The organism is Nitrosomonas sp. PY1, assembly GCF_022836435.1.
In the GTDB taxonomy this organism is placed as follows: Bacteria; Pseudomonadota; Gammaproteobacteria; order Burkholderiales; family Nitrosomonadaceae; genus Nitrosomonas.
Window position 1 is genome coordinate 1,862,936 of the sequence record NZ_BQXC01000001.1, and the last position, 25,651, is coordinate 1,888,586.

The 25,651-nt window shown below is 44.0% G+C and carries 22 protein-coding genes and 1 pseudogene; 6 read left to right on the top strand and 17 right to left on the bottom strand.

Annotation, left to right across the window (positions count from 1 at the left end; translation table 11 throughout):
* Positions 1-6: 6 nt before the first annotated feature.
* From W03_RS08555 to W03_RS08575, 5 genes and pseudogenes are all read right to left on the bottom strand, one after another.
* Entirely contained in the window at positions 7-648 is a 642-nt protein-coding gene (locus tag W03_RS08555) for a 4'-phosphopantetheinyl transferase superfamily protein (protein ID WP_244072564.1), read from the bottom strand.
* Positions 635-1,372: a thioesterase II family protein gene (locus W03_RS08560; RefSeq protein WP_244072565.1), complete on the bottom strand. Its 738-nt coding sequence runs from the start codon at positions 1,370-1,372 to the stop codon at positions 635-637. The genes W03_RS08555 and W03_RS08560 overlap by 14 nt, the downstream gene beginning before the upstream one ends.
* A gap of 12 nt (positions 1,373-1,384) precedes the next feature.
* Positions 1,385-1,600 carry an MbtH family protein gene (locus W03_RS08565; RefSeq protein WP_244072566.1) on the bottom strand — a complete coding sequence of 72 codons (216 nt, stop codon included), beginning with the start codon at positions 1,598-1,600 and terminating at the stop codon, positions 1,385-1,387.
* A 126-nt stretch (positions 1,601-1,726) separates the two neighbouring features.
* Positions 1,727-2,248 (bottom strand): sigma-70 family RNA polymerase sigma factor, encoded by a 522-nt coding sequence (locus W03_RS08570; protein ID WP_244072567.1) that lies wholly within the window; start codon positions 2,246-2,248, stop codon positions 1,727-1,729.
* 443 nt (positions 2,249-2,691) lie between these two features.
* Positions 2,692-3,372 (bottom strand): annotated as a pseudogene (locus tag W03_RS08575) (IS6 family transposase).
* Positions 3,373-3,497: 125 nt separating this feature from the next.
* Between W03_RS08575 and W03_RS08580 the strand changes: the two are divergent.
* From W03_RS08580 to W03_RS08590, 3 genes are read left to right on the top strand one after another with little or no spacing between them, the layout of a single operon-like run.
* On the top strand, positions 3,498-3,722 hold the full coding sequence (locus W03_RS08580) for a hypothetical protein (RefSeq protein WP_244072568.1): 225 nt from the start codon (positions 3,498-3,500) through the stop codon (positions 3,720-3,722).
* Positions 3,719-4,162 (top strand): hypothetical protein, encoded by a 444-nt coding sequence (locus W03_RS08585; protein WP_244072569.1) that lies wholly within the window; start codon positions 3,719-3,721, stop codon positions 4,160-4,162. The genes W03_RS08580 and W03_RS08585 overlap by 4 nt, the downstream gene beginning before the upstream one ends.
* Entirely contained in the window at positions 4,159-5,457 is a 1,299-nt protein-coding gene (locus W03_RS08590; RefSeq protein WP_244072570.1) for a relaxase/mobilization nuclease domain-containing protein, read from the top strand. The genes W03_RS08585 and W03_RS08590 overlap by 4 nt, the downstream gene beginning before the upstream one ends.
* Positions 5,458-5,477: 20 nt before the next feature.
* Here W03_RS08590 and W03_RS08595 read toward each other — a convergent pair whose 3' ends face one another.
* From W03_RS08595 to W03_RS08650, 12 genes are all read right to left on the bottom strand, one after another.
* Positions 5,478-5,927 carry an antirestriction protein ArdA gene (locus tag W03_RS08595; protein ID WP_279600089.1) on the bottom strand — a complete coding sequence of 150 codons (450 nt, stop codon included), beginning with the start codon at positions 5,925-5,927 and terminating at the stop codon, positions 5,478-5,480.
* Between the two features lie 307 nt (positions 5,928-6,234).
* Positions 6,235-9,744, bottom strand: coding sequence for a DEAD/DEAH box helicase (locus W03_RS08600; protein ID WP_244072572.1), 3,510 nt, complete (start codon positions 9,742-9,744; stop codon positions 6,235-6,237).
* Between the two features lie 30 nt (positions 9,745-9,774).
* Positions 9,775-10,077 (bottom strand): HigA family addiction module antitoxin, encoded by a 303-nt coding sequence (locus W03_RS08605; protein ID WP_244072573.1) that lies wholly within the window; start codon positions 10,075-10,077, stop codon positions 9,775-9,777.
* Between the two features lie 112 nt (positions 10,078-10,189).
* Positions 10,190-14,716 (bottom strand): ATP-binding protein, encoded by a 4,527-nt coding sequence (locus tag W03_RS08610; RefSeq protein ID WP_244072574.1) that lies wholly within the window; start codon positions 14,714-14,716, stop codon positions 10,190-10,192.
* Positions 14,717-14,986: 270 nt separating this feature from the next.
* Positions 14,987-16,157, bottom strand: a protein-coding gene (locus W03_RS08615; protein WP_244072575.1) for an IS3 family transposase whose coding sequence is annotated in 2 segments (ribosomal slippage) — positions 14,987-15,881 and positions 15,880-16,157 — 1,173 coding nt in all. Because the reading frame shifts where the segments join, the coding sequence is not laid out codon by codon here.
* A 27-nt stretch (positions 16,158-16,184) separates the two neighbouring features.
* The gene (locus tag W03_RS08620; RefSeq protein ID WP_244072576.1) at positions 16,185-16,331 is read right to left on the bottom strand and encodes a hypothetical protein; all 147 of its coding nucleotides are present in this window, start codon (positions 16,329-16,331) and stop codon (positions 16,185-16,187) included.
* 10 nt (positions 16,332-16,341) lie between these two features.
* On the bottom strand, positions 16,342-16,641 hold the full coding sequence (locus W03_RS08625) for a hypothetical protein (RefSeq protein ID WP_244072577.1): 300 nt from the start codon (positions 16,639-16,641) through the stop codon (positions 16,342-16,344).
* 333 nt (positions 16,642-16,974) lie between these two features.
* Entirely contained in the window at positions 16,975-18,147 is a 1,173-nt protein-coding gene (locus tag W03_RS08630; RefSeq protein ID WP_244072578.1) for a type III PLP-dependent enzyme, read from the bottom strand.
* Positions 18,148-18,315: 168 nt separating this feature from the next.
* Positions 18,316-19,017: a phosphorylase gene (locus tag W03_RS08635; protein ID WP_244072579.1), complete on the bottom strand. Its 702-nt coding sequence runs from the start codon at positions 19,015-19,017 to the stop codon at positions 18,316-18,318.
* A gap of 4 nt (positions 19,018-19,021) precedes the next feature.
* Complete coding sequence (gene shc / locus W03_RS08640; protein ID WP_244072580.1) at positions 19,022-21,013, bottom strand: squalene--hopene cyclase; 1,992 nt, start codon at positions 21,011-21,013, stop codon at positions 19,022-19,024.
* A gap of 164 nt (positions 21,014-21,177) precedes the next feature.
* Complete coding sequence (locus W03_RS08645) at positions 21,178-21,993, bottom strand: VacJ family lipoprotein (protein WP_244072581.1); 816 nt, start codon at positions 21,991-21,993, stop codon at positions 21,178-21,180.
* 443 nt (positions 21,994-22,436) lie between these two features.
* A complete protein-coding gene (locus W03_RS08650) occupies positions 22,437-23,045 on the bottom strand; it encodes a MotA/TolQ/ExbB proton channel family protein (RefSeq protein WP_244072582.1) in 609 nt (202 codons plus the stop codon).
* 285 nt (positions 23,046-23,330) lie between these two features.
* Here W03_RS08650 and xseA point away from each other — a divergent pair, with 285 nt between their 5' ends.
* The 3 genes from xseA (at position 23,331) to W03_RS08665 (ending at position 25,631) form a co-directional block, all read left to right on the top strand.
* Entirely contained in the window at positions 23,331-24,683 is a 1,353-nt protein-coding gene (xseA, locus tag W03_RS08655) for an exodeoxyribonuclease VII large subunit (protein ID WP_244072583.1), read from the top strand.
* Between the two features lie 62 nt (positions 24,684-24,745).
* Positions 24,746-25,123: a DUF423 domain-containing protein gene (locus tag W03_RS08660; RefSeq protein WP_244072584.1), complete on the top strand. Its 378-nt coding sequence runs from the start codon at positions 24,746-24,748 to the stop codon at positions 25,121-25,123.
* 10 nt (positions 25,124-25,133) lie between these two features.
* Positions 25,134-25,631, top strand: a complete 498-nt coding sequence (locus W03_RS08665; RefSeq protein ID WP_244072585.1) for a disulfide bond formation protein B — start codon at positions 25,134-25,136, stop codon at positions 25,629-25,631.
* Positions 25,632-25,651 lie beyond the last annotated feature (20 nt).

Below are 25,651 nucleotides of genomic sequence, written 5' to 3' on the forward strand. Positions count from 1 at the left end.
TCTGAATTAGTGAATCAAAGCCAGTGCCGCAGCGTAATTCTCTGGAGCTTCAATTGGCCAGGCGCGGATATTCCCCCAATCCGGATGTTCATGCGCGATGCAGTAACGACTACCAGGTTCAGGCAACACGGAAATGTCTTGCAGATTCTCCGCAATCCCCAGTCCCAGGGCTTTCAATACCGCTTCCTTCGCTACCCACAGATCGACAAACCGTTTTTCCGGCCAACATGCCCGGGTACTTTCCAACGGCGATAACACATAATGGATTAACCCGGTGATATCGCGATCGCACCGTTCGATGTCAATCCCGATTTTGCCCGCTGAAGACATGGCAATCAGCGCAAAACTACCGGCATGAGCGAGATTGAATTGAATTTCGGTATGTTGTGCCAGATAAGGCTTACCGAACGCAGTGATTGAGATGGTTAACCGTTCAGGCAAAATCCCAACACGCTCAGCCAGCAATCGCTTCAATGCAGCGCGCGCCGATACGAAGCGGATCTGGTCTTGATAGTGATGAAAACTTCGCGCCCGGAATTGTTCTGTTACGCTGAGAAGTGGCCAGTCGTACGCTAACTGTGCCGAGGTAAATGCGAATTCGAGCAACCATGCATCGATATTCTCCGGTACTGCCTCAAGCCGTCGCATAGATGTCACACCTCCCCCCTTCTTGGCTCTCAAGCAAGCGTTTCTTTACAACATGGATGAACCATTCTTCCGATTGTCGCAGAAAGAAATGTCCGCCGTCGAACCAATCGAGTGTAAACGTTCGACTGCCTTCCTGTTGCCATAGATTCAGATTGTTCGCCCCGATCGTATCTGACCTGCCGCCGAAACAGCGAATCGGAACAGGAAGTGGTTCATGCTTTGTATATTGAAAACTGCCGCATACGCGGTAATCGATCCGTAGCAAGTCCAATATCATGGCCAGCAATTCTGGACTGTTGAGTACTTCTTCCGGCGTGCCGCCTTGCTTACTCAAGTCCGCGATCAATGCGGCTTCAGTGCAGATTTTTTGATAGCGCTGAGTATCTTGCTGTGCCGGAGCCGCACATCCCGAAACCATCAACACGTCCGGCAGGTGCGCTTTCAATCGATGTAAATGCTGTGCGATACCATAAGCCAACAACGCTCCCATACTATGGCCGAAAAGCGCGTAGCTTCCTTGAGCCGTCAATGCAATTTCCCGACTCAGGATGTCAACCAGCATCCGGTAATTTTCTTGTGGATTTTCACCCAAGCGGCTACCACGCCCCGGTAATTCCACTGGAACTACTTCTATCCATGAAGGCAACAATCTTTTCCAGCGCAAATACATCATCGCGCTGGCACCTGCACACGGCAAACAATAAAGTATTAAGTGGCGAGACATATAAATACCCGCCTACGACGCATTGTCCATGAATTGCCGCAGACTGAGCGGACGCATGTCGGTCCATACATCCTCGACATAACTCAAACAGGCTTTTTTATCACCCATAAACCCGGCATCACGCCAACCATCAGGTATTGCTTTCCATTCCGGCCACAGTGAATACTGCTCCTCGTGATTGACCAATACCCGGAACACACCATCTTCACGATCGAAACAACTCGTCATTGCTATTTCCTTATCAATTAAATTCAATCATTATATTAATGAGAATAAGAATGCTTCTTACTCCAATAGACGAATCAATTTAGGAAAAATCCAAGGAATTTATAAAACTTTTAAGTTTGGTCCAGCTTATGACCTTCTGGATAAAGCTTCTTTGCAATGACGAACAGCGGTATGGATTAGAATGTTTACTAAAGAAACAGATATTTGGAGTTCTTCCGCAATCATGCGTTGCGTGTATCCCTCAAGATGATAAAGCTCAAATACCCTGCGAGTTCTCTCCGGAAGCTCGCCTAATGCCATCACTATCAGATTTAAACTCTGAGAGTGCATCAAATAGATATCCGGTGTGCGTAGCTTGTCAGGCACTAAAAGACCTTCTTCTTCACTATCGAACAAACCTAACTCGAACATGGAACGACGATATTGATCAATTGCCATATTACGCACAGCCTGGAATAAATAGGCAATTGGCTGTTTTACTTCCGATTTATTATCGGGACAGTCCAGAATCTTGAGATAAGCATCGTGAATCACATCATCAGCTCGATCCCAGTCTCCTAAAATCTTAAATGCGACTCGCCGCAATTGCGTTCGATGCGCAATAAATAACATATCGACTTGCAAATCCCATCCATCTTCAGCATTCATAATAATGAATCAATTGGCTGGAAATTAAGGCGGCATGGTTGTGCGGAACTCTGTAGATTAGTAACTCGGAATAGTATCTTTCGCCCACCAATAATGATTGACCAACAATACGATATTAGAACCGTATACTTAATTTTCTTTCTCCCAACCATGACGTTATCTCCAAATGAGTGGCGTGATAGCTGGCTGGCAAATAATGTGAGTTTGTTGGCTGGCTAGAAGTTATTTTCTTACTGTTAAGCTAAGATACAAATATTGTTTAACGGTGCAGATCTGATTAAATGAGAATATTCAGGCAAATCCAAAAGTTAAATTGATAATAATAATTATTATCAATTAAATTGTAAAATTTAAATGGAGAGTATAAAAAAGTGAGATGTATTTTTTTCGGTTATGTCGCAAATATTTAAACGAGGTGCAGCGAGCACATCCTTCAGGCAAAGTTATCCTGCAAGGCTAGCAAACTGCTGAAATCCGGGCAACCCTTGTCGGTTCAGCTGCCCCTTTCGGATCATGTGTGCGGTTTCAATGCCAGCACAGGGTTGCCTCGGCAGAATGGAATGCCTTGAAACCCAGCATAGGCCGGGTAATTCTTTTGATAAATCTATGGTCTCGTTCGACGATGTTGTTCAGGTATTTGATTTGGCGAATCTCAACCAGGTGGTACCAGCCAAGCCACAAAAGAAGAAGGTTGAGGTTCAACAAACCGGCATAATTGGCTCCGCTTTTGTCGATAACGACCTTTTCTGGCAGACCGTTTGAGCCTACCGTGTGTAGAAAGAAATGGGGGGCTGCTTCTTCGTCGCGGCGTTCGGATAGCATGAAATCCAAGGTATCGCCGTACTTGTCGATGGCACGGTACAGGTACATTGCCTCTTGACCTCGATATAGGTCTCATCAGTCCGCCATGACGGATTGCCGAGACGCTTCCTTTTCTTCGCTACCTGGGCAAGTGCCCTGGAATACTTGATGACCCAGCGGTCAAGTGTGGCGTGATCAAGAGTGACACCGCGTTCAGCCATGATCTCCTCCAGGTCCCGGTACGACACGCTGTAGCGGACATAAAAGTAAACGGCATAGAGAACGACAGCTTCTGGGTAGTGGCAACCTTTGAAAGTGAGCATGATCGGTGTTGCGGTGACAAGGAAAATACCAAGACTAACACCACACGCTAAAATTTGCGACAGAACCTTTTATTGCAAGTCCTTATAAACTCTGGGATTCTGGAAGATTATGCAACCTCCGCGCAGTGCTGAAACTGGCTTTTCCGGGTGGATTCCAATATCACCGAAATACAGGACTTAGAACCGCTGAAACCCCATTACCGTTCAAGGTGTTAGGGAGGCTAGAAAGCAAGCAAATTGAAGTGGCGGAGACGGAGTGTGAATCTTCGAACCGCATTTTGGAGGTTTTAGAGGAATGGAACGACTATCTCAAGCATAATGTTCCGTACTATCAGGAGCCGTTACCATGAGCGGCTTTCTCAATATTCAATCGGTAAAACAGGCATTCTCGGCTGCCGTCGCCCAATCACCTAAGAAGGGAAAACGTCGCAATACCCCGCCGTTTTCCCTGCGCTTGACCATTGACGAACGCAAGAGGCTCGATGAAATGGCGGGCAGTCAACCGCTGGGCTCATATATCCGTAATCGCTTGTTTGCTGAAAAGGTTGAAAAACGCCGCACGGTCAGAAAGCCCGCGCCCGATAGCGCCATGCTGGCTTTATTACTGAGCGAATTAGGTCAATCGCGACTAGCTTCCAATATTAACCAATTGGCCAAAGCCGCTAATATGGGAACATTGGATATAACGCCTGAAATCGAGCGTGAGATCGAGCAAGCCTGTAGTGAAATCCAAGCCATGCGGGCATTACTCATTACAGCGCTTGGCGTAAAATCGGTAGACGGCGAATGATCCTTGTCGGCAACCAGCGAGGCGGGGCAAAGGATTTGGCTCTGCACCTGCTCAAACAAGAAAACGAGCATGTCGAAGTTCATGAGGTGCGTGGATTTGCCTCAAATAATCTTATGGCTGCACTGAATGAAGCCCGTGCCATCAGCCGCGCCACGCGCTGCAAGCAGTTTCTATTTTCTCTCAGTCTCAATCCACCTAAAAACGAAAGTGTTTCAACAGAAACATTCGAGCAGACCATTGATCGGATCGAAGAGAAACTTGGATTAAACAATCAGCCCCGCGCCATTGTGTTTCACGAAAAAAATGGGCGCAGGCATTGTCATGCCGTATGGTCGCGGATCAAGGTGGATGAAATGAAAGCGGTACAGCTTTCTTTCCCAAAGAAAAAATTAATGGAATTATCGCGTGAATTGTATCTCGAACACGGCTGGACTATGCCAGATGGTCTTAAGCAGGCTCATGCACGTGATCCGCACAATTTTACGCTGGCCGAATGGCAACAAGCCAAGCGAATCGGCAAAGACCCCAAACAAATTAAAGCAGTATTTCAGGAATGCTGGTTGCTCAATAAAACGCAGAATGCTTTTGCAAATGCATTGAAAGAACACGGCTATGTGCTTGCTCGTGGTGATCGACGCAGTTTTGTCGCGGTGGATCATCGGGGCGAAGTGTTTGCTGTATCCAAATGGATTGGTATCAAAACCAAAGAAGTACGCGAGCGCCTGACCGATGAAACAGCGCTTCCATCGGTGAATGATGCCAAAATTCAGATTGCCAAGGATATGTCAGCACGGTTGGAAAAGATCTCTCAACAACAAGAAATTGCACTTGAATCTCGACGGGCTGAGCTAGAAGAAAAACGCCAAATGTTGATACACCAACATCGATTTGAACGAAAAAAACTACACGATGCCCAGCATTCATACTGGCAGCACAAACAGCAGGAATGGCGGAACAATTTCAACACAGGTTTTCGCGGCCTGTTTGATCGACTTACAGGCAAGCGCCATAAAATCGAAGAACGCAATGAACAGGACGCATGGAATGTCGAAATGCGCCAGCAGAAGGAGCGCGACGCGCTCATTTTTCAGCAGCTAGAAACCCGCCGTACCCTGCAATCGCGCATCGAGCGACTGGAATCATTGAAAACTTATCGACTAGATGAATTGGAGCACGACAGATCGAAATATCAGGCCATGCGCGAGCAGCGCCTTGAACAGCTTGAGATTCAACGCCAAGAACAAAACCGGGATCGACCGCGCTCGCGCCAGCGCGGCCATGATTGGACGCGCTGACGACTGAGTACATTCAGGCATCAGTGATTCCAGAATATATGAACGGTTTCATACCCGGCCTCAATCGTAAAAACATCGCCGCTTAAATCCATATCCCGGCCCATTCGCTCAAAATCGATATAATAAGAAAGGTTCTCTGGAATCTGCGTAGTTTCCTCGGTCAATTCCTGCGCATAATCGGCCAGCGATTTGTAACAGCCGCAATAATTTTCCTCGGCGGCAGTTCTGGCATCCTCCAAGTCACCGCCAAAATGATTCAGCAATTCACCGCCTTCATATTCGCTCAAGGTATAACCGCTAAACCCTTCATAATCGTGAATGGCGTACTCTTCTGCAAAACCTTCCGGACTTTTAGCCAACATTTCATTAATCTGTGCTTTGATAACGTCCAGATCATCGCAGGCATTGATCCATACACCGTGCAATTTTCCATTATTGTGGGCGGCAAGATCGGCAACATAAATTCTGATTTCCTCGCTTCTGTAAGGTTAAAAAACAACCCCCCGCTGGGGTTGGAAAACCCCAGAGAAAAACGAGTGAAGCGAGCGCAACACAGGTTCTGGTGGAAACAAGTCAGGGGGAACCGCCCGGTCTGCACAAACGCCGCTTGCGGCGTGTGGAAGATTGGGGGATGACTTGGTGGACGCAGGTTCTGTGTTAAATTAATTGATTCCCAGCGGGGGAGTAAAAAAGAATGAACCGGAATGGTTCACAATTTAGGAGTCTCATACTTACAAGAAATAGCACGTGTTGCGTACGCTATTTCGGCTGGTTTAGCTAAATCCGGGCGCTGAGCTCCGAAAATACTCCTGATTTTTTCCAGAGGTCACGATTGCCCACCACATAAAGAACCTCTTGAGCACGCGATACAGCTACGTTCAACAGGTTAGGCGACCCACCCGCCCATGCCCTGGCACCGATCTGGCGGGCAAGCGGCGCTCCAAGAACGAGAATAACCGCCTCTGCCTCACGACCTTGCACGGTATGCACAGTACCGATCCGCTCGTAAGGCCAGCGGTTAGAGTTCTGGACCCAATCGATTAGTATGCCGCTCATCCGAATGCGTTCCCGCAACCGATCTTGCACAATGACGAAGGGTGTAACGATATAGATATTTGGCTCTATTCCGGCGCTTTTCAGACGGAGGAGCATCTGCAAGACATATTCGCCTTCCGATTCACACCATTTGTCTTGACCTTCGCCTTCTATATGATGCCATGCTGGTGGGCCTAGAACGTCCATTACGCATGATTGCTTCGGGGCTTTCGCTTGCACCATGAGATTTTCATAGGCAATGGAATTCGAAATTGAGAACATTGGATCGGCACACCGACGGTGAACGAGAAGAGGAACACCGACCTCACGCGATCCTGCCTTCGTCTCAAAGGATGAAAAGCAGGGCGTTGCGGCGTCTGCGAGAGTCTGTGCAGAGGCGGCGGGCGCATTGAATCTTGTTTCATCTATCCTGAATTCCCGGCAGATAGCTTCTGTCAGTTGATCAGGCAGAACGACAACGGGTTCGATCTGCAAGGGATCACCCACGACAACCGCTCGTTTACATCGCATCACAGCACCCACAGCGGTTTGAGGAAGAGCCTGCCCTGCTTCATCAATCAAAAGCCAGCCAAGTGTGTCCGGTTCAAGCCTTTCAAACATCCGCCCGACCGATGCAAAAGTAGTCGATACGACAGGAACGGTGAGAAATAAGCTCGACCAGAGATACGGGATGATCGCATCTTTCTCTGGCGACCCAAAAGACCGCACACCAAAGGAGTCCATGAGAAGACCGAGATTATGGCGCAAGGGTTTCGCAGCGACATCTATGAATGCGCGATGTAATTCCATAGCGGCTTCAAATACCGTGTCCCGTGCACGCGAGGCCGTTGTATTGAACCAAGGCGATGCAAGCTGACGCTCTCTATGACTACCCTCGAAGTAGCGGCGATTAATGAGCGTGCCCCCCAAGGATAATTCGAGCTCTTCAAGCTCCGTTTTCAGTGCTGAGGATTCCTCTTTCACGCGCGTAAATTTTGAATTTGCCGCTGATATTTCTTGCTGCACAGAATTCGCTGCACGCTCTTTCTCTTCCTGCCGCTCTGTTGTTGCTTGTTGATTTTTTGTCGCTATATGAAATTTCTTTGTTGCGCTTTCATATTGAGTTTTCCATTCCCGGTAAGCCTTGCGATGAAACAAGCGGCTAAATAATGCAGGTTTCACTTGGACAACACCCTGCAATGTCAATTGCGCTTCTTCAAACTCTTCATTCGCCCTCCGCTTTTCGCCTTCGGTGGTTTGCAGTTCATCCTTCAACTGCTTCATATATTCGCTTAACGACCCCAAATCCGCTTCCAGCTTGGAAAGGGTGTCTTTCGCATTTTGAAGGAGCTGCGGCAGGTCTGCGGCGCGTGCTGCATCGCTTAGGATTTTTTGGGAAGCCTTTTCCGCGCTCAAGAATTTTTTGCGTGCTGTACGCCAGCGATTGAGGGCTTCCGTTTTATCCGACGGGGGGTGCTCGTTTGTGACGATCAAGGGTGGGCGGTCATATTTCTTGCCATCCTCGTCTGTTGCGGAAATCACAGTGGGTGTACCGCTTACATGTTGAAGATAACGGGAAAGCCCAACGTCATCATCCCACCAAAACTGTTGGCGAAACCGTGCACGATTGGCAGCATTTCCTAAAACGGCGGCAATCAAGCCCCATGTATCGCGCTCAAGCAGTGAGTTGGACACCGTCTTAAAATACCCTTCTGTAAAAGCATCTGTCGCGACAGCTTCTATACTCGGCAATTCGGCGCTGACATTTTCAACAGCCTTGTTGTTGGACGAAGCAACGACAATCTCGAAACCACGCAAGCGCTCGTCTAGCTTATAAAGCCACAGAAACGCATTTCCTCTTTTTATCCTGAGGTTTGTGTTCTCGAACGCGTCTTCCGGATCATTGAAGGTTGACATGATCTTCGCGCGTTCAGTGACGACATGGGCGACGATATCCCGGAGAAGTGTAGTTTTCCCGGTTCCGGGCGGCCCATTCACTGCAAGAATGCCATCATGCTCCAGATTGTGCGCCGATAGGTTGACGGCGGCTTGTTGCAAGGCCACGAGCGGGTGCCTCCCCTTGGCTGGCCATCGTCCAAAAGGAATTTTGGAAGGGTGAAGCGCATCGGCGAGAGCATTCTGATCTCGCAAAAGATCTCTGCGCTGGCTCGGCTTGTCCTGCCCGACATAGCGACGAAGATTTGGTGTTGCCGTGTTGGATTTGAAAAGACTTCCCGCTTTATCGAGATCAGAGAGATAAAAGGAGTTGAGGAGCAAAGCCTCGGGCAGATCGTCGGTCTTGAAATATTGATAAGATTTCACCGCGAAATACGGAGACGCAACCATATTATCCGGCAATTCGAGTTGGACAACTAGCCAGTCATAGATTTGCTGGATATTCTGGCGCGTCAGCGGAAGCAGATTGCCGTCATCGTCTTGCAGTCTGATCCGTTTATTGAGTTCTTCAAGCAGCGAACGCTCTGCTGAAGGCCAATCCCCCAGTACTTTGAGATTGCCTTTCAATGCGACGGGAACACCCCAAGCAAAGCTGGAAACAGCTACCGCGTCGTTGTCGGGCGGATACCCATCGCGGTCCACGACAATCGCTGCCAGTATGCTTTCGCCGTTCTTAGGGGGTCGTTCATCACGCTTGTCGGTGTAGACCGTCAATAGCTGTGTGATGGCAGGCTCCATTTGAACCGTGCCGAGGACGATTTGATAATAGAGACGATAATTCGGGCGAGATCTTTCTCCGCCATTCTCCCAAGGCAAGGCATCATCCAGCTTTGTAATGCGGTTACGCTCCCCACCAGCAAGGTCCTCGGGCTTTAAGAAGCTCTGAGGCGATAAGACTTCCAGTGCAGTCCATGCCAGCATGACGCGCTCGGGTTCTGCCATGCTCGACAGATTGGTTTCGGCACGCGGAAAGACAATCCGCTGGGGAGCAGAAGTTTGCTCAGGTTTATCGCTCAACCCCTTTACAGCCTTAGGCAGTTTAATGGACTGTGGCGCATCGTCTTGTGGCAAAGGTCGCTCGATTCCGTCGTGACCTTGTGATTTTGGACGAATAGACGATGCAGATTTTGGAAGAGCTTCCAATACCTGAACGGTTCGGTTTCTGAGGTCGGTTGCTCGCTTCGTCTTGCGGTTCTCAAGCTCCAAAAGAAGTGTATTCAGAAATGCAGGATCATGCTTTTTCGCATCGAACAGCTCTTCTAATTCATGGATACCAAAATTAATCAGCGGACGCATGTCAAATCAATCAAGAATAAACACCGCATATCAAATATGTATTTCTTCCTGTGGTTTCCACGGATTGATATTCTGGATTTTTATCCCTAGTTCGGTTCTCGCCTTATCAAGCTCATAGGTTTTTTGAAGGTTCAACCATAATTCCGGGCCGGTGCCGAAGAACCGTCCTAACCGTAGAGCTGTATCCGCTGTCAAGTCGCGTTTGCCACGAATGAGCTGTGAGATACGGTTTGCAGGCACATCGATTTGCCGCGCAAGCTCTGTTCGCGTCATACCAATTTCCTCCAATTCATCGGCAAGAAATTCGCCGGGGTGAATAGCTTCTCTCGTCATGTTCTGTTCCCTTTCTCTATATCCACTTAGTGATAATCCACGATTTCCACATCATTTACCCTTTCATCCTATGTAACGCAGACACGCCATTGTTGGTAGCTGCCTCAATTTACTATTTACTCTTGCGGTTACTTAATACCGAATTAGCATAACGTGCAAATATAGCGGGTATTTTATCCGTAAGAATATTTCCTAACCAAAGAGGGTCATTGATATCAGTAAGTAGATATGGATCGGCAGCCTCCAAGATCGCAACTATCAAACTCCATTGACGCTTGGGAGTAGCCGATGGGAAATCGGAAAAAAGCATACGAATATAACCCTCTCTTCGGTGATGCTCAAGCGCAACGAGGGCGGCGTACCTTACTTCACTGAAATTCTCATGTTCTGCTAGATGATCAAGGGCATTTGTAACCTCAGGAATAGGCAACCATTTAGCTAATTCAGCAGTTACTTTGCGTTCAAGTGAGCTTAATCCATTCAAATGACTAATGATATGAAATGAAACGATTTTTGGATCAATCCTCCGCAACGACTGCCCGACAGCGCGGCTAAAGGATTCACGCTGTATTAATATCGCCGCATCTATAAGCTTCTCGACTGCATCCTCAGGCGCTATGCGAACGAAAAGATAGCAGAGTTCACGTTCTGATTTAGGATAAGATTGGATTGCTGATTTAATAGCTTCCACAGCCCGTGTTGCATCGAATTTTGCCAAACCTTCAATAGCCCGAAGTTGCTGCGTTGGCATGATTGAGTCAATTACAAAGGCAGCGTCAAGAATTTTCTCACGTAAATTTGGTTCATTTACTTCTGCAGCAATATCGTATAGTGCGTCTTGAAAATAATGCGTACGTTGGCAGTATTTGACAGCGGCATTGATACTTTTTTTTCTGCTTACTGGATTCTCATATAATGCGCGTATTATTTGATCTTCATGTTTTATAGATTGATTAGTATTTTGTATTTCTAGTAACTCTGCTACTAGTTCGAAACCACGATTACCCATATTGAGCAATGCATTAAGCCCCCAAGTTGAATTCGATTTTGTGTAAGCCAAGCGATTCGCAAATTCCATAAATTCATCTGAAGAATCTCCGAGTTCCTCGAGTGCGATGCACGCATAGCTTGCGACCGAGCTTTCCATGTCTGTTTTTGTAATAACCGAACGAATGGCAGGGATAAAATATGAATCATTACTGAGCCACGCAATAATCAATGCATTTAGCAGTTCAATTTCTGACGAAGCTGAATTCTGAAGTGCTTGTAGTGCCTGTTTGGTTAATTTCTTTGACATTTGGCCACGATGACCTCGAAGCCTTACAAGATCTTTCGGAACTTCGATAATGCCGCTGTGTTTTAATGCTTCAAGCAAAATTGCATCACTTCCAATTGCGGCAAGAGCAGTTATCGCTTGATAAAATTCCATATACTGCTTTGATTTTCCATTTTCATCATACGTAGTGGGACGAGAGGCAATCTCTGCAAGTTTTTTGGCAATGTTTTGATCAGGGCGAACAAATGCCCAGTTTAACCCGCTATGTCGTACCCAGTAATGCTCGCTATCAAGTTCTCGTTTTATAAGAAGGGTAATGGCATCGCCTCCCATGAGAATCAGAACACGACGTGCATTTTCGCGAAGATGGTTAAAAGTTCTACTGTTTGTGTCTAGTTGACTACAAGCGATATCAGCAATCATTTCTTCCAGCTTTCCACCAGCTTTAGCTTCAAGTATTGACAATAATTCTGGATTTGTTATTCGCCCTAGAAAATCCAATGATCGATTAAGCCAATTTGGCTCATCTTTGGTACCTGCCATTAAATGTTTTTGCAATTTTTCTTCAAGTGCATTTAAAATAAATTGCAATATTGCAGCATTAATCTCATCTGGTCGTTCACTGAAAAAATTTTCTATTAGTCGGTGCCCGCGAGACTCAAATTTAGCTAGTTCAAGAATACGTTGGTGCATTAATTCAGGTTGAGCACGCAAAAGAATTGGAAGCCATTGGTTACGTGAAAAGTAAATTTCAGATTCTTGAACTTCTGCAAGTCGGTTAATTGCAGCCAAGGGCTCAAGGACTGACAACGCTACAAACGCTGCAACGCAAGCATAATCTTCCGAGCATGATAGATATTTAATTACAAAATCTTTCTTCTCATAATCTGAGAAGCGTGCAATACAATGAAGAAGGCTGCGCGGCTTATTTGTTGGAATTTTATCTATTAGTACATTCTTAGTTTCTTCCCAGATTGCCTTCGCATTCGAATGTTCGAGCACCTTAAGTTGAAATCCAAGCTCTGAAACTAATTCAGTATTCGCGTCAGCTATGATAATGCGATGACGGAGCCAATCTGGATTTAGTGCTATTGCCGCGCGTAGCGCAGCAAAATAGTCTTGATAATCTATGTGGCTATAATTGTCTGTTTTGGTTTCCCACGCTTTATAACATTGTTGATGAATTTCCCACAAACGATCAAGTTGGTTGGTATCAGGTATCACCTTCAGTATTGCAATAGCAACTTTTTGTCGGCTCCAGCAAGGATTCTTCAACAATAAGTCTATAGTGCTCTTCAAATCGACACTTTCTTGTCGCGCAAGATTAACAAAAGCCTTGCCAATCAGGCTAATGTGATAATCATCATTTGAATCGGCAATGATTACTGTCAGCCGATAAAGAAGAACAGCAACAGCCCGATCACCAAGGGTTGGCAATAGATAAGTATACAAATCCTCTCCATAACTTCCAAAATATCGGCTATCCTCAAGTTGTAGAATAAGCCGGTTAAGTATTTCTGAGTTTTGCTCGTTCTCTGCCAGTAACCACAATGTATCCATAGTTACATAATTGAGATGCCTGTGGATGGGTCGGTATTCATCACCAAACTTGCCAGCGAGGAGAGATCCCAGATCTGCGACCAACAATTTTTTGCTTTGGAGCTGATGCACAAGAGATTTAGCTACAGCCCAATTTAGTAATCGATCATGGGCAAATGCGATCTCGCCATTATCAAGACAATGTAGCCATCCGGCGGCATCCAAACGTTCAAGCGCTAAACTGTCTAGGCCAACATCGCTCCAATTGGATCGAGGTAGTGGATATGGTTTTTCTTGGTACATATAAGCAGCGAGCGAGGTTACAATTCCTTGGTCACCATGCCGACCTTTCTCAACGATTCTGAGCCAAAATTCTTCAAAGATTTCATACTCACTGTGTAATGCATTTTGTATTGAAGCATAGGGAAGTTTAAGAAAAATGCTTGCAAGAATTGGATTGCGCAGAAGTTTCTTCATGTCAGCAGGAAAATCGACCCACTTTTGACCATTTTTCTTCAATAAATCATCAAGCTCGTTTATCGAAAAATTATCGACATAATGCACATGAATAGAATCTTCATCAGTTAGTTGGAGTGATTGCGCTGTAGTGTTCGGAACAGTTAAAGCAAGATGCATATCCAATCCGATCCAATCTTGACGTACAAGATCGCGCGCCAAATCAACGTCTTGAATATCATCAATTGCGATGATTACTTTAGGCGTTTTTATATTAGGTGCAAGTTCATATAAGAATTTTGATACGCCGGTAAGATTCTTCTCGGAAGTATTGTTGAGCCCCGTTTGCCACAAAGCACTTGCAGTACGGGACAACAACGTTTCAGTAGACTTGGCTGTAGGCACCAAAATGGCAATTTGATTTTTTTCTTTATAGGTTTGTAGCAACTTTACAAGTTGCCATGTTTTGCCTACACCACTTTTTCCAGTAATTAATAACACTGGTTTATTGTTTGGCCACTCGGGTGCATTGCGTACATCCTGATCAGGTTTATATCTGATATGTGACAGATGACGGCGCGTCAATTCCCTCATTGTTTCAGAAAGTACAGCCACTTTTCTTAGTCGATCTGGACTGAGGCCAACTATATTAAACAATGCATTAATCTTGTTAAGATCGAGTCGCGCTTCGCCTTTGCTCAACATTTCAAATAATTGACCAATTAGATCGGTTCGAATTTTTTGCTCATCTCCAAGATCAGGAACGTAGGGACGCAAAATTATTTCAATCTCTGCAGCAATGTCATTCGCATTAATGCAGAATTTCATATCAAAACAGGACAATAGATGGAAGATAATTGAAATTTCATCTCTATTTTCTTGCCTTTGGCTATCCCGTGTTACTTTAGCGATATGATTTAGGAAATCACGATTGGTACCACTGAAATCAGTGCAGAATTTTTTGTACTCAACGATGTCAAGATCATTTGTATTGGTGGCTATCTTTATTTCATTCAGAAAAGCAGTAAAAGTTTCTAACCTACCTGGACGACCATCTGTTACAAATCGATAAATGGCATGTTTAGGGAGTGATGGATGAACAGCTTTACGAAGATCACGAAGGACAGACATTATGTCCGAGACAGCCCAAGTCCGATTCTTTCTGGTCTTATATTGTTCTACAAGATAGGTATTGGACGCTTCAACACATGCATCTCCACCACAACGAGGTTCCAGTACAAGACAGGCATTCTTGATTTCTTGGCCGTTCAATTTTCCTGATAAAGTAACACCAGCTAACCAACCGATATGGTGAATAATTTGATAAAGAAAACCATTAATTGCAGCAGGGCCACCAGCTTGCGTCATTTCAGTATTTCTTCCAAATTTTGGGCATTATTTCAAATAATAAGACCATATATTTTTAACTACACAATCAGTATTATTTACCTCTAAAAGTAGTTAAAAAAACACATAGCGATTTACTTATAAAAATTTCATAATTTATCAGAGAATACTTGCTATATTCAATTGGCAGAGTGACGATCAAGATATTGAAAAGGACTAAAAATACTTTTTGGATATGATGCCTTGAAAGAAACCGAAACTGACGTGGTCAAGTAAAACCGGACAACTCAGTTAAGCAACTTTCTTTACATTTTCAATTTCTACCTCATATTGATTTGGGCTCTTGTACCCCAGGTATGAGTGCAGTCGATGACTGTTATAAAACATGGAAATGTACTGCAACACATCTTGCTGAGCTGAGAAACGAGTTTGATAATGGCGCCAGTGGATTCGCTCCTGTTTGAGGCTGCCAAAAAAGCTTTCTGCCACAGCATTATCAAAGCAATCGCCAGTGCGGCTCATACTACCCACAAAGCCGTGTATTTCCAGAAGCCTCCGGTGCTCCCTGCTGGCATATTGCGACCCGCGGTCCGAATGTACTATCAGTCCTGCTTGCGGCTGACGCTGCCAGATAGCCATTCTTAATGCATCACAAACCAGTCTGGCCTTCATTCTTGGACTCATGCTCCAACCGACTACTTTCCTGGAAAATAAATCAATGACCACAGCCAGATACAGCCAACCTTCCTGAGTCCAAATATAGGTTATGTCGCCAACGTAGACTTGATTGGGAGTTGCAACATCAAATTGCCGATTTAGCTTGTTCTCAAATACCGGCTTCTTGTGATCGCTATGGGTTGTCACTTTGTATTTCCGGCGATGTTTGACTTGCACACCGGCTTCCCGCATCAGGCGTCGAGCCTTCCAGCGACCAACCGGATAACCCAGCACATTCAGTGCTTTTCCGATTCTGCGGCTGCCATAACTATAATTGCTGGATTTTGCTATATCCCGCACCGCTTCAAGTTTTTCCTCGTGACGCTGGTTTTCAGAACAATTATCAACGCACCGAACGTAATCATAGTAGGCGCTACGACTTACACCCAAGAGTTGGCACATCAAGCCAACAGGATAGGTCTTTTTCCTCTGGGTAATGAGCGAATACTTCACTTCGTTTCTTCGCTTCAATCCCCGTTGCTTCCTTTAGTATTTCCCTCTCCAGCTTGAGCTGCTTGATTTGCGCTTTCAACTGCCGGATCTCTTCCTGCTCTGGCGTCAGCTTCCCATTACCCCGGAATGACTGATCAGCATCATCTGCCTGGTATTCCCTGATCCACCTCCTCAACATATTGGGCGTGATCTCAAGGTTTCGTGATACTTCTGACGTCGTGTGACCCTGATCCAATACCAGGCTGATCGCATCCAATTTAAATTCTTTTGTATATTGTTTTCTCGTTACCATTTCTTCCTCCAATTAAGCTATTTTCTCTTAACTGGGGTGTCCGGTTTCAGTAAACCACGTCAAAGCATCCATATCTTCAATGGCATTTTGAAGTTCCTTGTAATCTTCAAATGAAACCATATCGTCTTTGACGACCTTCAAATTGTCACTGGCTTTTTTTGTTTCGGAACCCATGATTATCGCCTCACACTGCATTGATATAACGTAAAGCGCCGACAAACTCATCAAGAGTTTCAATTGATCCTGTTGGATGAATAGGCCGTAACTGTTTAGGTATTTCTGGTTTGCCCTTCGCTTCCAGGAGCATTGCTTCTAATTGATGAACATCCACAAGACGCTCTATCTCCGCATAGCTGGCAAGACCAAGCAACAAAGCGCGATTGATAGCTTTTCGTTGTTCCTTATCCAAACGAAGATAATTCTCTTCAGGCTTATTGTTTTCTATAACTTTTAAACTGCTGACTGTATTACTTTCGGAACTCATGATTTCCTCCGGTGAAAGTTTCGTCAGCCTTTCGTTTTATTCGATAAAACCACTATCTGAAAATTGAACCCTCAGAGTCACAGCACAAAAAATTGTTGGTATATTTCAAAACCTAAGAAAACAAAATCATTACGAAACAATCATCATAAAGTTATTTGCGGTTCCCCCTCCCGCATTTTTTGATACTTTCGATCTACCATCAGAATCACTAATCCGATTGGGTCTGTATTGACTATACTGTCAGACTCAGAACTACTAGAATTAAAAATTATGGTAATTAGATAACGTCACTCATGATAAGGCTAAGTCCGTTAACGTCATTAAATATACATGTTAATCTATATAAATAGTTTTAAGCGGTGGAAAACCGTTAAATTCAACCGATGAGTATGAGTTGGTGTAAGCCCCCGTCGTCAGCCAGTAAAGCTTGTCTCCAATAGCTAGATTTTGTGGAAGCTTGTAACCTGATTGCTCGTACATGATATCGGTTGAATCACAAGTGGGGCCTGCTAATATCACGGTCCCTTCATCATCGTTACGCTCCATCTTCGGTGTATAAACCGGGTATTTGATTGCCTCACCTAAGGTTTCAATCAAGCCCTGAAATAAACCGACATCAGAATAGACCCAGCGTGTCAGATCAGTACGAGATTTCCGAGAAATCAATACTACTTCGGAGACTAAAACCCCCGAACCTGCCACTAATGATCTACCGGGTTCAAGAATAATCTCGGGAATATCGTCTCCATGGTCATCCTTAAGGTATCGAATGATTTCTTCAGCATACACTTTAAATGGATTAACCTCGGAAATATAGTTTGCCGGAAAACCACCCCCCATATTGATCATTTTCAGCAGAATATCTTCTTCATATTTCATCCAGTCAAACATATATTTGACTTTTGATAGCGCGTCATCCCATACAGCAATATCCTTTTGTTGACTGCCGACATGGAAAGAAATGCCATAGGGCTCTAAACCAAGCTTCTTGGCATTCACCAACAAATCAATCGCCATATCCGGATGACAACCAAATTTACGTGATAACGGCCACTCAGCGGTATCCCCGCCTTCTACCAAAATACGAACAAAAACCCGTGAACCTGGTGCATTCTCGGCAATCTTCTGTATATCAGCCTTTGAGTCGGTGGCATAAAGACGCACACCTTTGTCATAAGCATACTTGATATGGGCTGCTTTTTTGATAGTGTTACCATAAGAAACTCGATCAGGTGTAACTCCGCTATCAAATACCCGATCTAGTTCAAATATAGATGCACAGTCAAAATTGGATCCCAAGTCACGCAATAAATTAATTACAGGAACTCCAGGATTCGCTTTCATGGCGTAATGAATCTTTGCATTGGGAAAATACGTCACCATTTCTTCAAATTTTTGCTTAATCAGCGATAAATCTACGAGCAAAAATGGTGTTTCATACTCAGCCGCAATCTTCTGGAATTTTTGCCATTGCACTTCTGAGAAGTAATCTTTGATTTTGATCATGGTGATTTCTCTCTGTGACCAGTGTTATAGATGGGTACCTTGTTGAATTAAAAAAGTACGAATATTGCTACTAGCGACCGCTAGCTAATGCTACTTTAAAATTCAAATGAAACACTGCAAATTTTCCATGGATGGCAATCGAGATGATTATAGGACGAGAATTGTACCTCAGCTTGCCAAGTCAGGGCCAGCGGCTTGTATCACTCGGGACAAGGTTTTACAGGCTGCACGCATACCCAACCCCATTTGGAGAAGTGTACCGATTGGAATCGATCGGTTAAGGACTAATGTGAGAACGCGAAACAGATTGGCGCTACCATCTGGCTTAACGGCATTAAGCAATGCGCCAGGTGGCGAAAATTCGACAGGATCAACGATGGCACGTACCGCAATGAAAGGAATCGCAGCATCTGCTGCAACTGTTGCAACCGCGCTGCTTTCCATATCCACAGCACAAGCACCTGTTATTTCCGCAAGATTAAGCTTGGATTCCATTGTAGTGAGCGGCTCAACACTATTTACCAACACACCATTAACGATTACTGTGTTGCTGGATAACCGATGCTGTAGGTGATTGCGCCAATCTAATGCAACTGGTAATAAATTTTCACCGTAAACCGCATCTGGCAGCACTAGATCGCCTGGTTTGAGCTGCGCATCCAATGCACCTGCTACACCAAAACTTACCAATCTCGTTACCCCAGCATCGCATAGCTGCTTTGCAGCTTTTCTTGCTGATTCAGCCCCCATACCGCTAAGCCATAGCATCGTATGCTGGTTAATTACAATTTTTTTGTTCATTGGGATAGGCAGTGACGTTACACAGCGCGCTTCGGCACGTAACGCCACCACCAAGCCAGTTATATCCACCGAATCAATCTCGGGTCAGTACACGATAACGTGCAAGCGCCCATAATGGGAAAAACTTTGAGTACCCATAGTAACGCAAGTAGAATACTCGCGGAAAACCTGGTGCAGTAAACCAAGGTTCGTCCCACAAGTGATTATGTTCTTGCTGTGACAATATATAATTAATTCCTCTGCGAACCGATTCACTTTTGACTTCACCGGCTGCCATGAGTCCCAATACTGCCCAAGCAGTTTGGAAAGTCGTACTAGTTTTAAGAAATTGACCCGCTATCTTTTCATCAAGATAAGAATCATTCGTTTCGCCCCATCCCCCATCAACACGCTGTACTGACTCTAACCACTGCACAGCTCGGCGCACAGATGCATGCTGCATATCAAATTTGGCCAAATAAAAAGCTTCCAACACAGACCAAGTACCATAAATATAATTGGTCCCCCAGCGACCAAACCAAGAACCATTAGATTCTTGTTCGCGTAGCAGAAAACCTATGCCTCGCCATACCTCCAATTGATGCTTGCCATATTTACCAAGCAATCCTACACATCTTGCTGTCACATCACTGGTAGGTGGATCGATAAGAGCGCCATGATCGGCAAAAGGAATTTCATTTAAATAATGATACACATTATCAATATCGAAAGCCGCAAATCCGCCATTTTTCGATTGCATTCCAGCTAACCAGTTCGCTGCACGCTCTAACGCGTATTCATGTCGTTCCAAGCCGCCTTGTTCTAGCGCCCAAGCAACTGCAGCCGTATCATCTAAATCCGGATAGTGTGGATTAGCATATTGAAAAGCCCATCCACCACCCGCCAAATCTGGTCGCTTATCACGCCAATCACCAGGGGCCTCTAAAACTTGCTGTTTTACTAACCAATCCATCGCGCGGTGTACAGGCTCTTGATCAGTCTCAAGATCTTCTTGTAATGCAAGACTCGTTAACACGGTATCCCAAACAGGCGATGTACAGGGCTGACACCAAGCTCGCTCTCCTTCATCAATCAGTAAACCACGAAGTGCGTTGCGGCACTTTGCACGACTGGGGTGATCGTAACTGTAACCTAATAGAGCGAGCGCTTCATGTGCATTGACTATGGCTGGAAAAATTGCGCCTATACCGCACTCCCCGTTTAAACGCTCTAATACCCAATGTTCTGCAGAATTAATCGCTGCTTGACGCAATGATTGCGGAAGCTTTGGCTCATAGCGCGACAGCAAGCGCTCAACCGCCATAAATACCCGCTTCAACAAAGTATCAGGTTTTGGAAAATAGTTTTGCTCTTCTTCGGGTGGTGTAATAAATAATTCGCGGATATCCACCTTCTTTGGATTAATCGCTTTAGCCTTCAAAGTGCACAGAATTGACAGAGGCACCATAACAGTGCGCGACCAATAAGAAACTTTACTCAAATGAAACGGTGCCCATTTTGGCAAGAAAATTAGTTCAGCAGGCACTACAGGTACCGCTCGCCAAGGAATTTGCTGATACATAGCGAGCAGTAAACGTGTAAATACATTCGCTTTTGCAGCTCCCCCTCTTTGTAGAATTGCTTCGCGCGCGCGCTTCATATGCGCATCTTCGGGAGAATCACCAACTAATTTTAGTGCGTAATAAGATTTAATCGTACAACTAATATCAAATGCTCCATCATAGTAAAGCGGCCAACCCCCATGATTCATGTCCTGTTTGTCACGAATAAAACGGGCAATTTTATTTTCCAGAACAACATCCACTTCATCCATAAAGTGCATCATCAGTATATACTCGGCCGGAATTGTGCAGTCGGCTTCGAGTGGAAAACACCAATGTCCGTCTTTTTGCTGTAACGCCAAAATGGCAGAACGAGCTTGAATAAATTTTTCCTCAAGTTCATTGAGATCAACCGTCTCTTGATTGATATGAGACACTTCAACAGAAGTTAGATTGTTCTTTCCCTTCATCGTAACTGATCGTTGATATTGCGATATATCATGAATTGCTTGGGGTCTATTCATAGTTTTCTGGGGGTCCTATTTAATACAAACATTAAAGAAATGATCAATTTCACTCGAGCTATAAATTATAATTTTATGAATTATAGTGCTTTTCCCATAAAATCTCAGCATATAATCATCGAGTATTGCCAAACTCCCGTCATCCTGGGCAAAAGCTCAAACTTCTACTTTTTACCATCTTTATTAAAGGGATTATCCTGAAAAGGCTCGTAATATAAATCCAATGGCAGTTTACCGTCATTCACTAAGAATTCACGTTGTTGCATAGAAGCTTCTCTCACGAATAGATAAGGGTCAATAGCCGCTTCATCGCGAACTCTCATCGGACCAACCAAGCGAGCCCGTTTATCGAGAGCACCAAGAAAGCCTAATGGAACTGTGATAGGAGAACCAATGATAAGACCTGTATAGAAAAGTGCATTGGTTAAAAGACCGACCGGTATGCCTGTAACATCACGTTGACTACTTGGCCCGAGTAGCGGAATAAATAGATAAGATCCTGGCGTAACTCCCCATACCCCAAGTGTCTGCCCAAAATCCTCGTCATGTTCCTGTAATCCCATATGCGTTGCCATATCAAACAATCCAAACAAACCAATTGATGAATTAATGGCAAAACGTAACGTATCTTGAAATCCCTGTTTAAACTTACCTTGCAAAAAATCATTCAATACCACATTGGGATATGATAAGTTATCATAAAAATTCCCAATGGAGCGCTGCGCGGCATTCGGCACATAGTCAATGTAGGTATTGACAATCGGCATAAATACGGCGCGATCAATGCGGTCAGTAAAATCATACGCAGCACGATTCATATCCTCATGAGGATCGACCGCATCTAGCTGGTGGTCACTCGATTCTGGTGTTGAAACACAGCCCTGAAAAAGCAAAGCAACGAACACGACTAAAACACACAATAAAAAATGCTTCCTAAGAATACAATCCACTGTAGTTAAAATTGGGATATTTCTTTTCATTTATAAGTATTTTTTCATACTTCTCTTACATCTGACAAAATGCAGTGACCTTGTATTGATCTGTTCTAAAGTGATTGACAGCTTCCGCCATCAAGACTTTTCGTAGCAATTCTTGTGAAACACTAAATTTATACCTCGTTTTGCTACTGCTAAAAAACATACACACTCTTCTCGAATTTACAAAGTCTAAAATTCTTCTCATGGTCGAACTGACTAAACGATCCTCCTATTACCTACCGACAAAGCTGCGGTTTAGTAACCTTTTGCTCAAAAAAATAAAACAATTTAATAAATTTTCTTGCGGAACAATTGATTCAGTCAAAATTACACGACCACCTCAATTCATATTTATTGCTGATTAGAACGATTCGTGCACTCGTAAGGTTGACCAGATTAAAATTGCTTTCATTTTCCTTAAAAAGACTCAAATCCACCGGGAAGAATCAATTTTCTCGCTCGCCATGCACCATTTCAATTAGCTTTAATGCTTGCAATTCCATTTCAAGTACAAAGCCGTCGACTTTTGCACGAAAATAACGGTAAAAAATCATACTCGGTATCGCTACTAATATACCAAACGCTGCATTATATAACGCGACCGAAATTCCATAGGCTAATTGCGCTGGATTACTGCCAGTGGGAGAATTAGAACCAAAAATTTCAATCATACCCACTAACGTACCAAATAACCCCATCAACGGGCTTAATGCGGCAATCGTACCCAATGTTGTCAGATAGCGACTCAAATCGTAGGCAACCGCTCGACCAGATTCTTCTATGGATTCTTTCATTATCTCGCGCGATTTTTTGATATTTTTTAACCCGGCCGCCAGGACCTCTCCTAACGGAGAATGCTTCTTCAAACGCTCAATCATTTCTGAATTGACGCCATTTCTCTGATACTCACTAAACACCTTAGAAACAAGATCCTGCGGTGAAATTATCTTCAAACGCAAAGCCCACATCCGCTCAATAATGATACCCACGGCAACAATAGATGCAATGATGATTGGCCAAATAGGCCAGCCGGCTGCTTGAATCAAAGATAACATGCATAAATCTCCTTAATGGCAAATGAATTGGAATATGCTACAACAAGGAACATTTTACCCAAATCCGCTATTTTATAACTTTATCTGAGACTTTGACAGTTGATGATTAACTAAATCATGCTATCCAATTCTAGCTCAATCGATATACTTTAATTTTTCATCCATAATTTCTATGATTTGCTTAATGATTAGTAAATCCATAAAAGTTGTAATCACTATTATGAGATTACCCAGATACCCTCTTACCTCTATTTTTCTATTTGACAGAAGGAAACATTGTTATCCATGAGCCTGCCTTACTCGCTAGAAAATTCGACATCTCGCATACTGACCATTAGCGAATTAAACCGCAACACAAAGCAGTTCTTGGAGCAAAATATCCCTTTATTATGGGTGCAAGGAGAAATTTCCAACTTGAAATGTTATCCCTCTGGACATTGGTATTTTTCTTTAAAAGATAACGCTGCCCAGATTCGTTGCGTTTTCTTCAATCACAAAAATTATGCAATAGATTGGCAGCTCAAAGACGGCATGCACATCGAAGCTCTGGCGCGGGTAACTATTTATGAGCCTCGCGGAGATTATCAACTCAATATCGAAACCATACGTCAAGCAGGCCTGGGGAAACTGTATGAAGCATTTGAACGATTAAAATCCAAGTTAGAAAATGCTGGATTATTTTGTACCGAAAATAAAAAAACGCTATCAAACTTTCCTAAGCAAGTTGGCATAATCACTTCACCTAATACCGCAGCGTTACGCGACGTAATCGCTACGATGCAACGTCGTACTCCCTCTCTTCCTATCATCATCTATCCCACATTGGTGCAAGGAAAAATGGCCGCTACTGAAATCGCCCATGCCATAGAGATTGCATGCCGACGCAAGGAATGCGATGTATTAATTCTTTGCCGTGGGGGAGGCAGCATAGAAGATTTATGGGCATTTAACGAAGAAATTGTTGCACTTGCTATAGCCAATAGCTCTATTCCAATTGTCAGTGGTATCGGTCACGAAACAGATTTTACTATTGCTGATTTTGTCGCGGATCGACGTGCGCCAACACCGACCGGTGCAGCTGAATTGATTGGTCAAGATCACTCCGAACTGAATCATCATCTCAAAAAGCTATTTGCTCATTTAAATCAGAGCGTACTTCACCAAATAGAACGGACGATGCAAAAAATTGATACATTCTCCTATCGACTCATCTATCCAGGAAACAAAATTCAGCGTCAGGCGATACGCTTACACTACCTAACAAAGCAATTAAACAACACCTGGAAACATGTAATAGAAAAAAAAACATGGAAGCTAAATCAGCTTAGAAAGCACCTTCTAACGAATAGCCCCAATATCTCACAAACTTTGATACACACAGCAAAACTGGCAATGTCTCTAAACAATGGTTTTTCTCGTTATACTGAATTACGACTACATCGCATCAAGTCACTCGATTCACTACTAGCGCAATTGAATCCACAATTAATATTAAAACGTGGTTACAGCATTACGTATAACATCAGTGACGGCTCATTGATACGCAGCACGAAACAAATTAAACCGGGCGATAATATTCAGGTAAAATTCGCTCATGGATCCTGTGAAGCACATATCAAGAAAATAAGTAATGTCTGATACATTACTTGAGGATACAAAACTTAAATACGCTTTTCTTGATCAAATAAAATAATCCCTCTATGTCAAAAACATTTCTTATTCTAGGTACGCTCAATACTCTTATTTGTATTTTATTAGGCGCTTTCGGTGCTCATGGTCTGAAAAAAATGTTATCCAGCGATATGCTGGCCGTATATAACACTGCTGTGCAGTATCATTTCTACCATGCTTTCGGTATTCTTATAATTGGCTTATTATTACAGCACTTTCCCAGTTCGCGACTGATTCCAATTGCCGGTTGGTTAATGCTCGTTGGTATTGTTCTATTCAGTTTCAGTCTTTATGTTATAAGCATCTCTGGAGGCATACCGGGTCTCGGTATTGTTACACCTTTTGGTGGCATTTCATTTCTGAGTGCATGGTTGTTGCTTACCTATGCAATATGGCGAGGAAAATAATAGCTATTAAATGAGATTAATCTTTTTATTAATTTTTTTAAGCTGCATTAGTCTTTTAGGCTACGCGCAGTACCTACAGCACGTCCAAGGATTATTACCATGCCCATTGTGCGTAGCGCAGCGCGTTGCTTATTGGCTGATCGGTGTGACCGCTTTAATAGCTTTTCTGCACAGTCCTAGTCTGGCTGGGAGTCGCTTCTACAGCATTTTTATAATGCTTTTCGCTTTCGTGGGAGGTATTGTCGCTATCCGTCATGCATGGCTCATACGCTATCCGGAGTCATTTGAGTGTGGTATCAGCCCTGAAGAAGCCTTTCTTAATGCTTTGCCAATCGCAGAATGGTGGCCTGGAATGTTCGAGGCCAACGGTGACTGTGCCGATATAGACTGGAATTTTCTCAGCTTAACGATACCTGATTGGTCATTTTTTGCTTTTATTGCATTTTTTCTCATAGCATTTTTCCTTATATCAAAATACAGGAAAAATCTAAACAATAAACCTATTTAAACGGAAAATCACTTAACTTT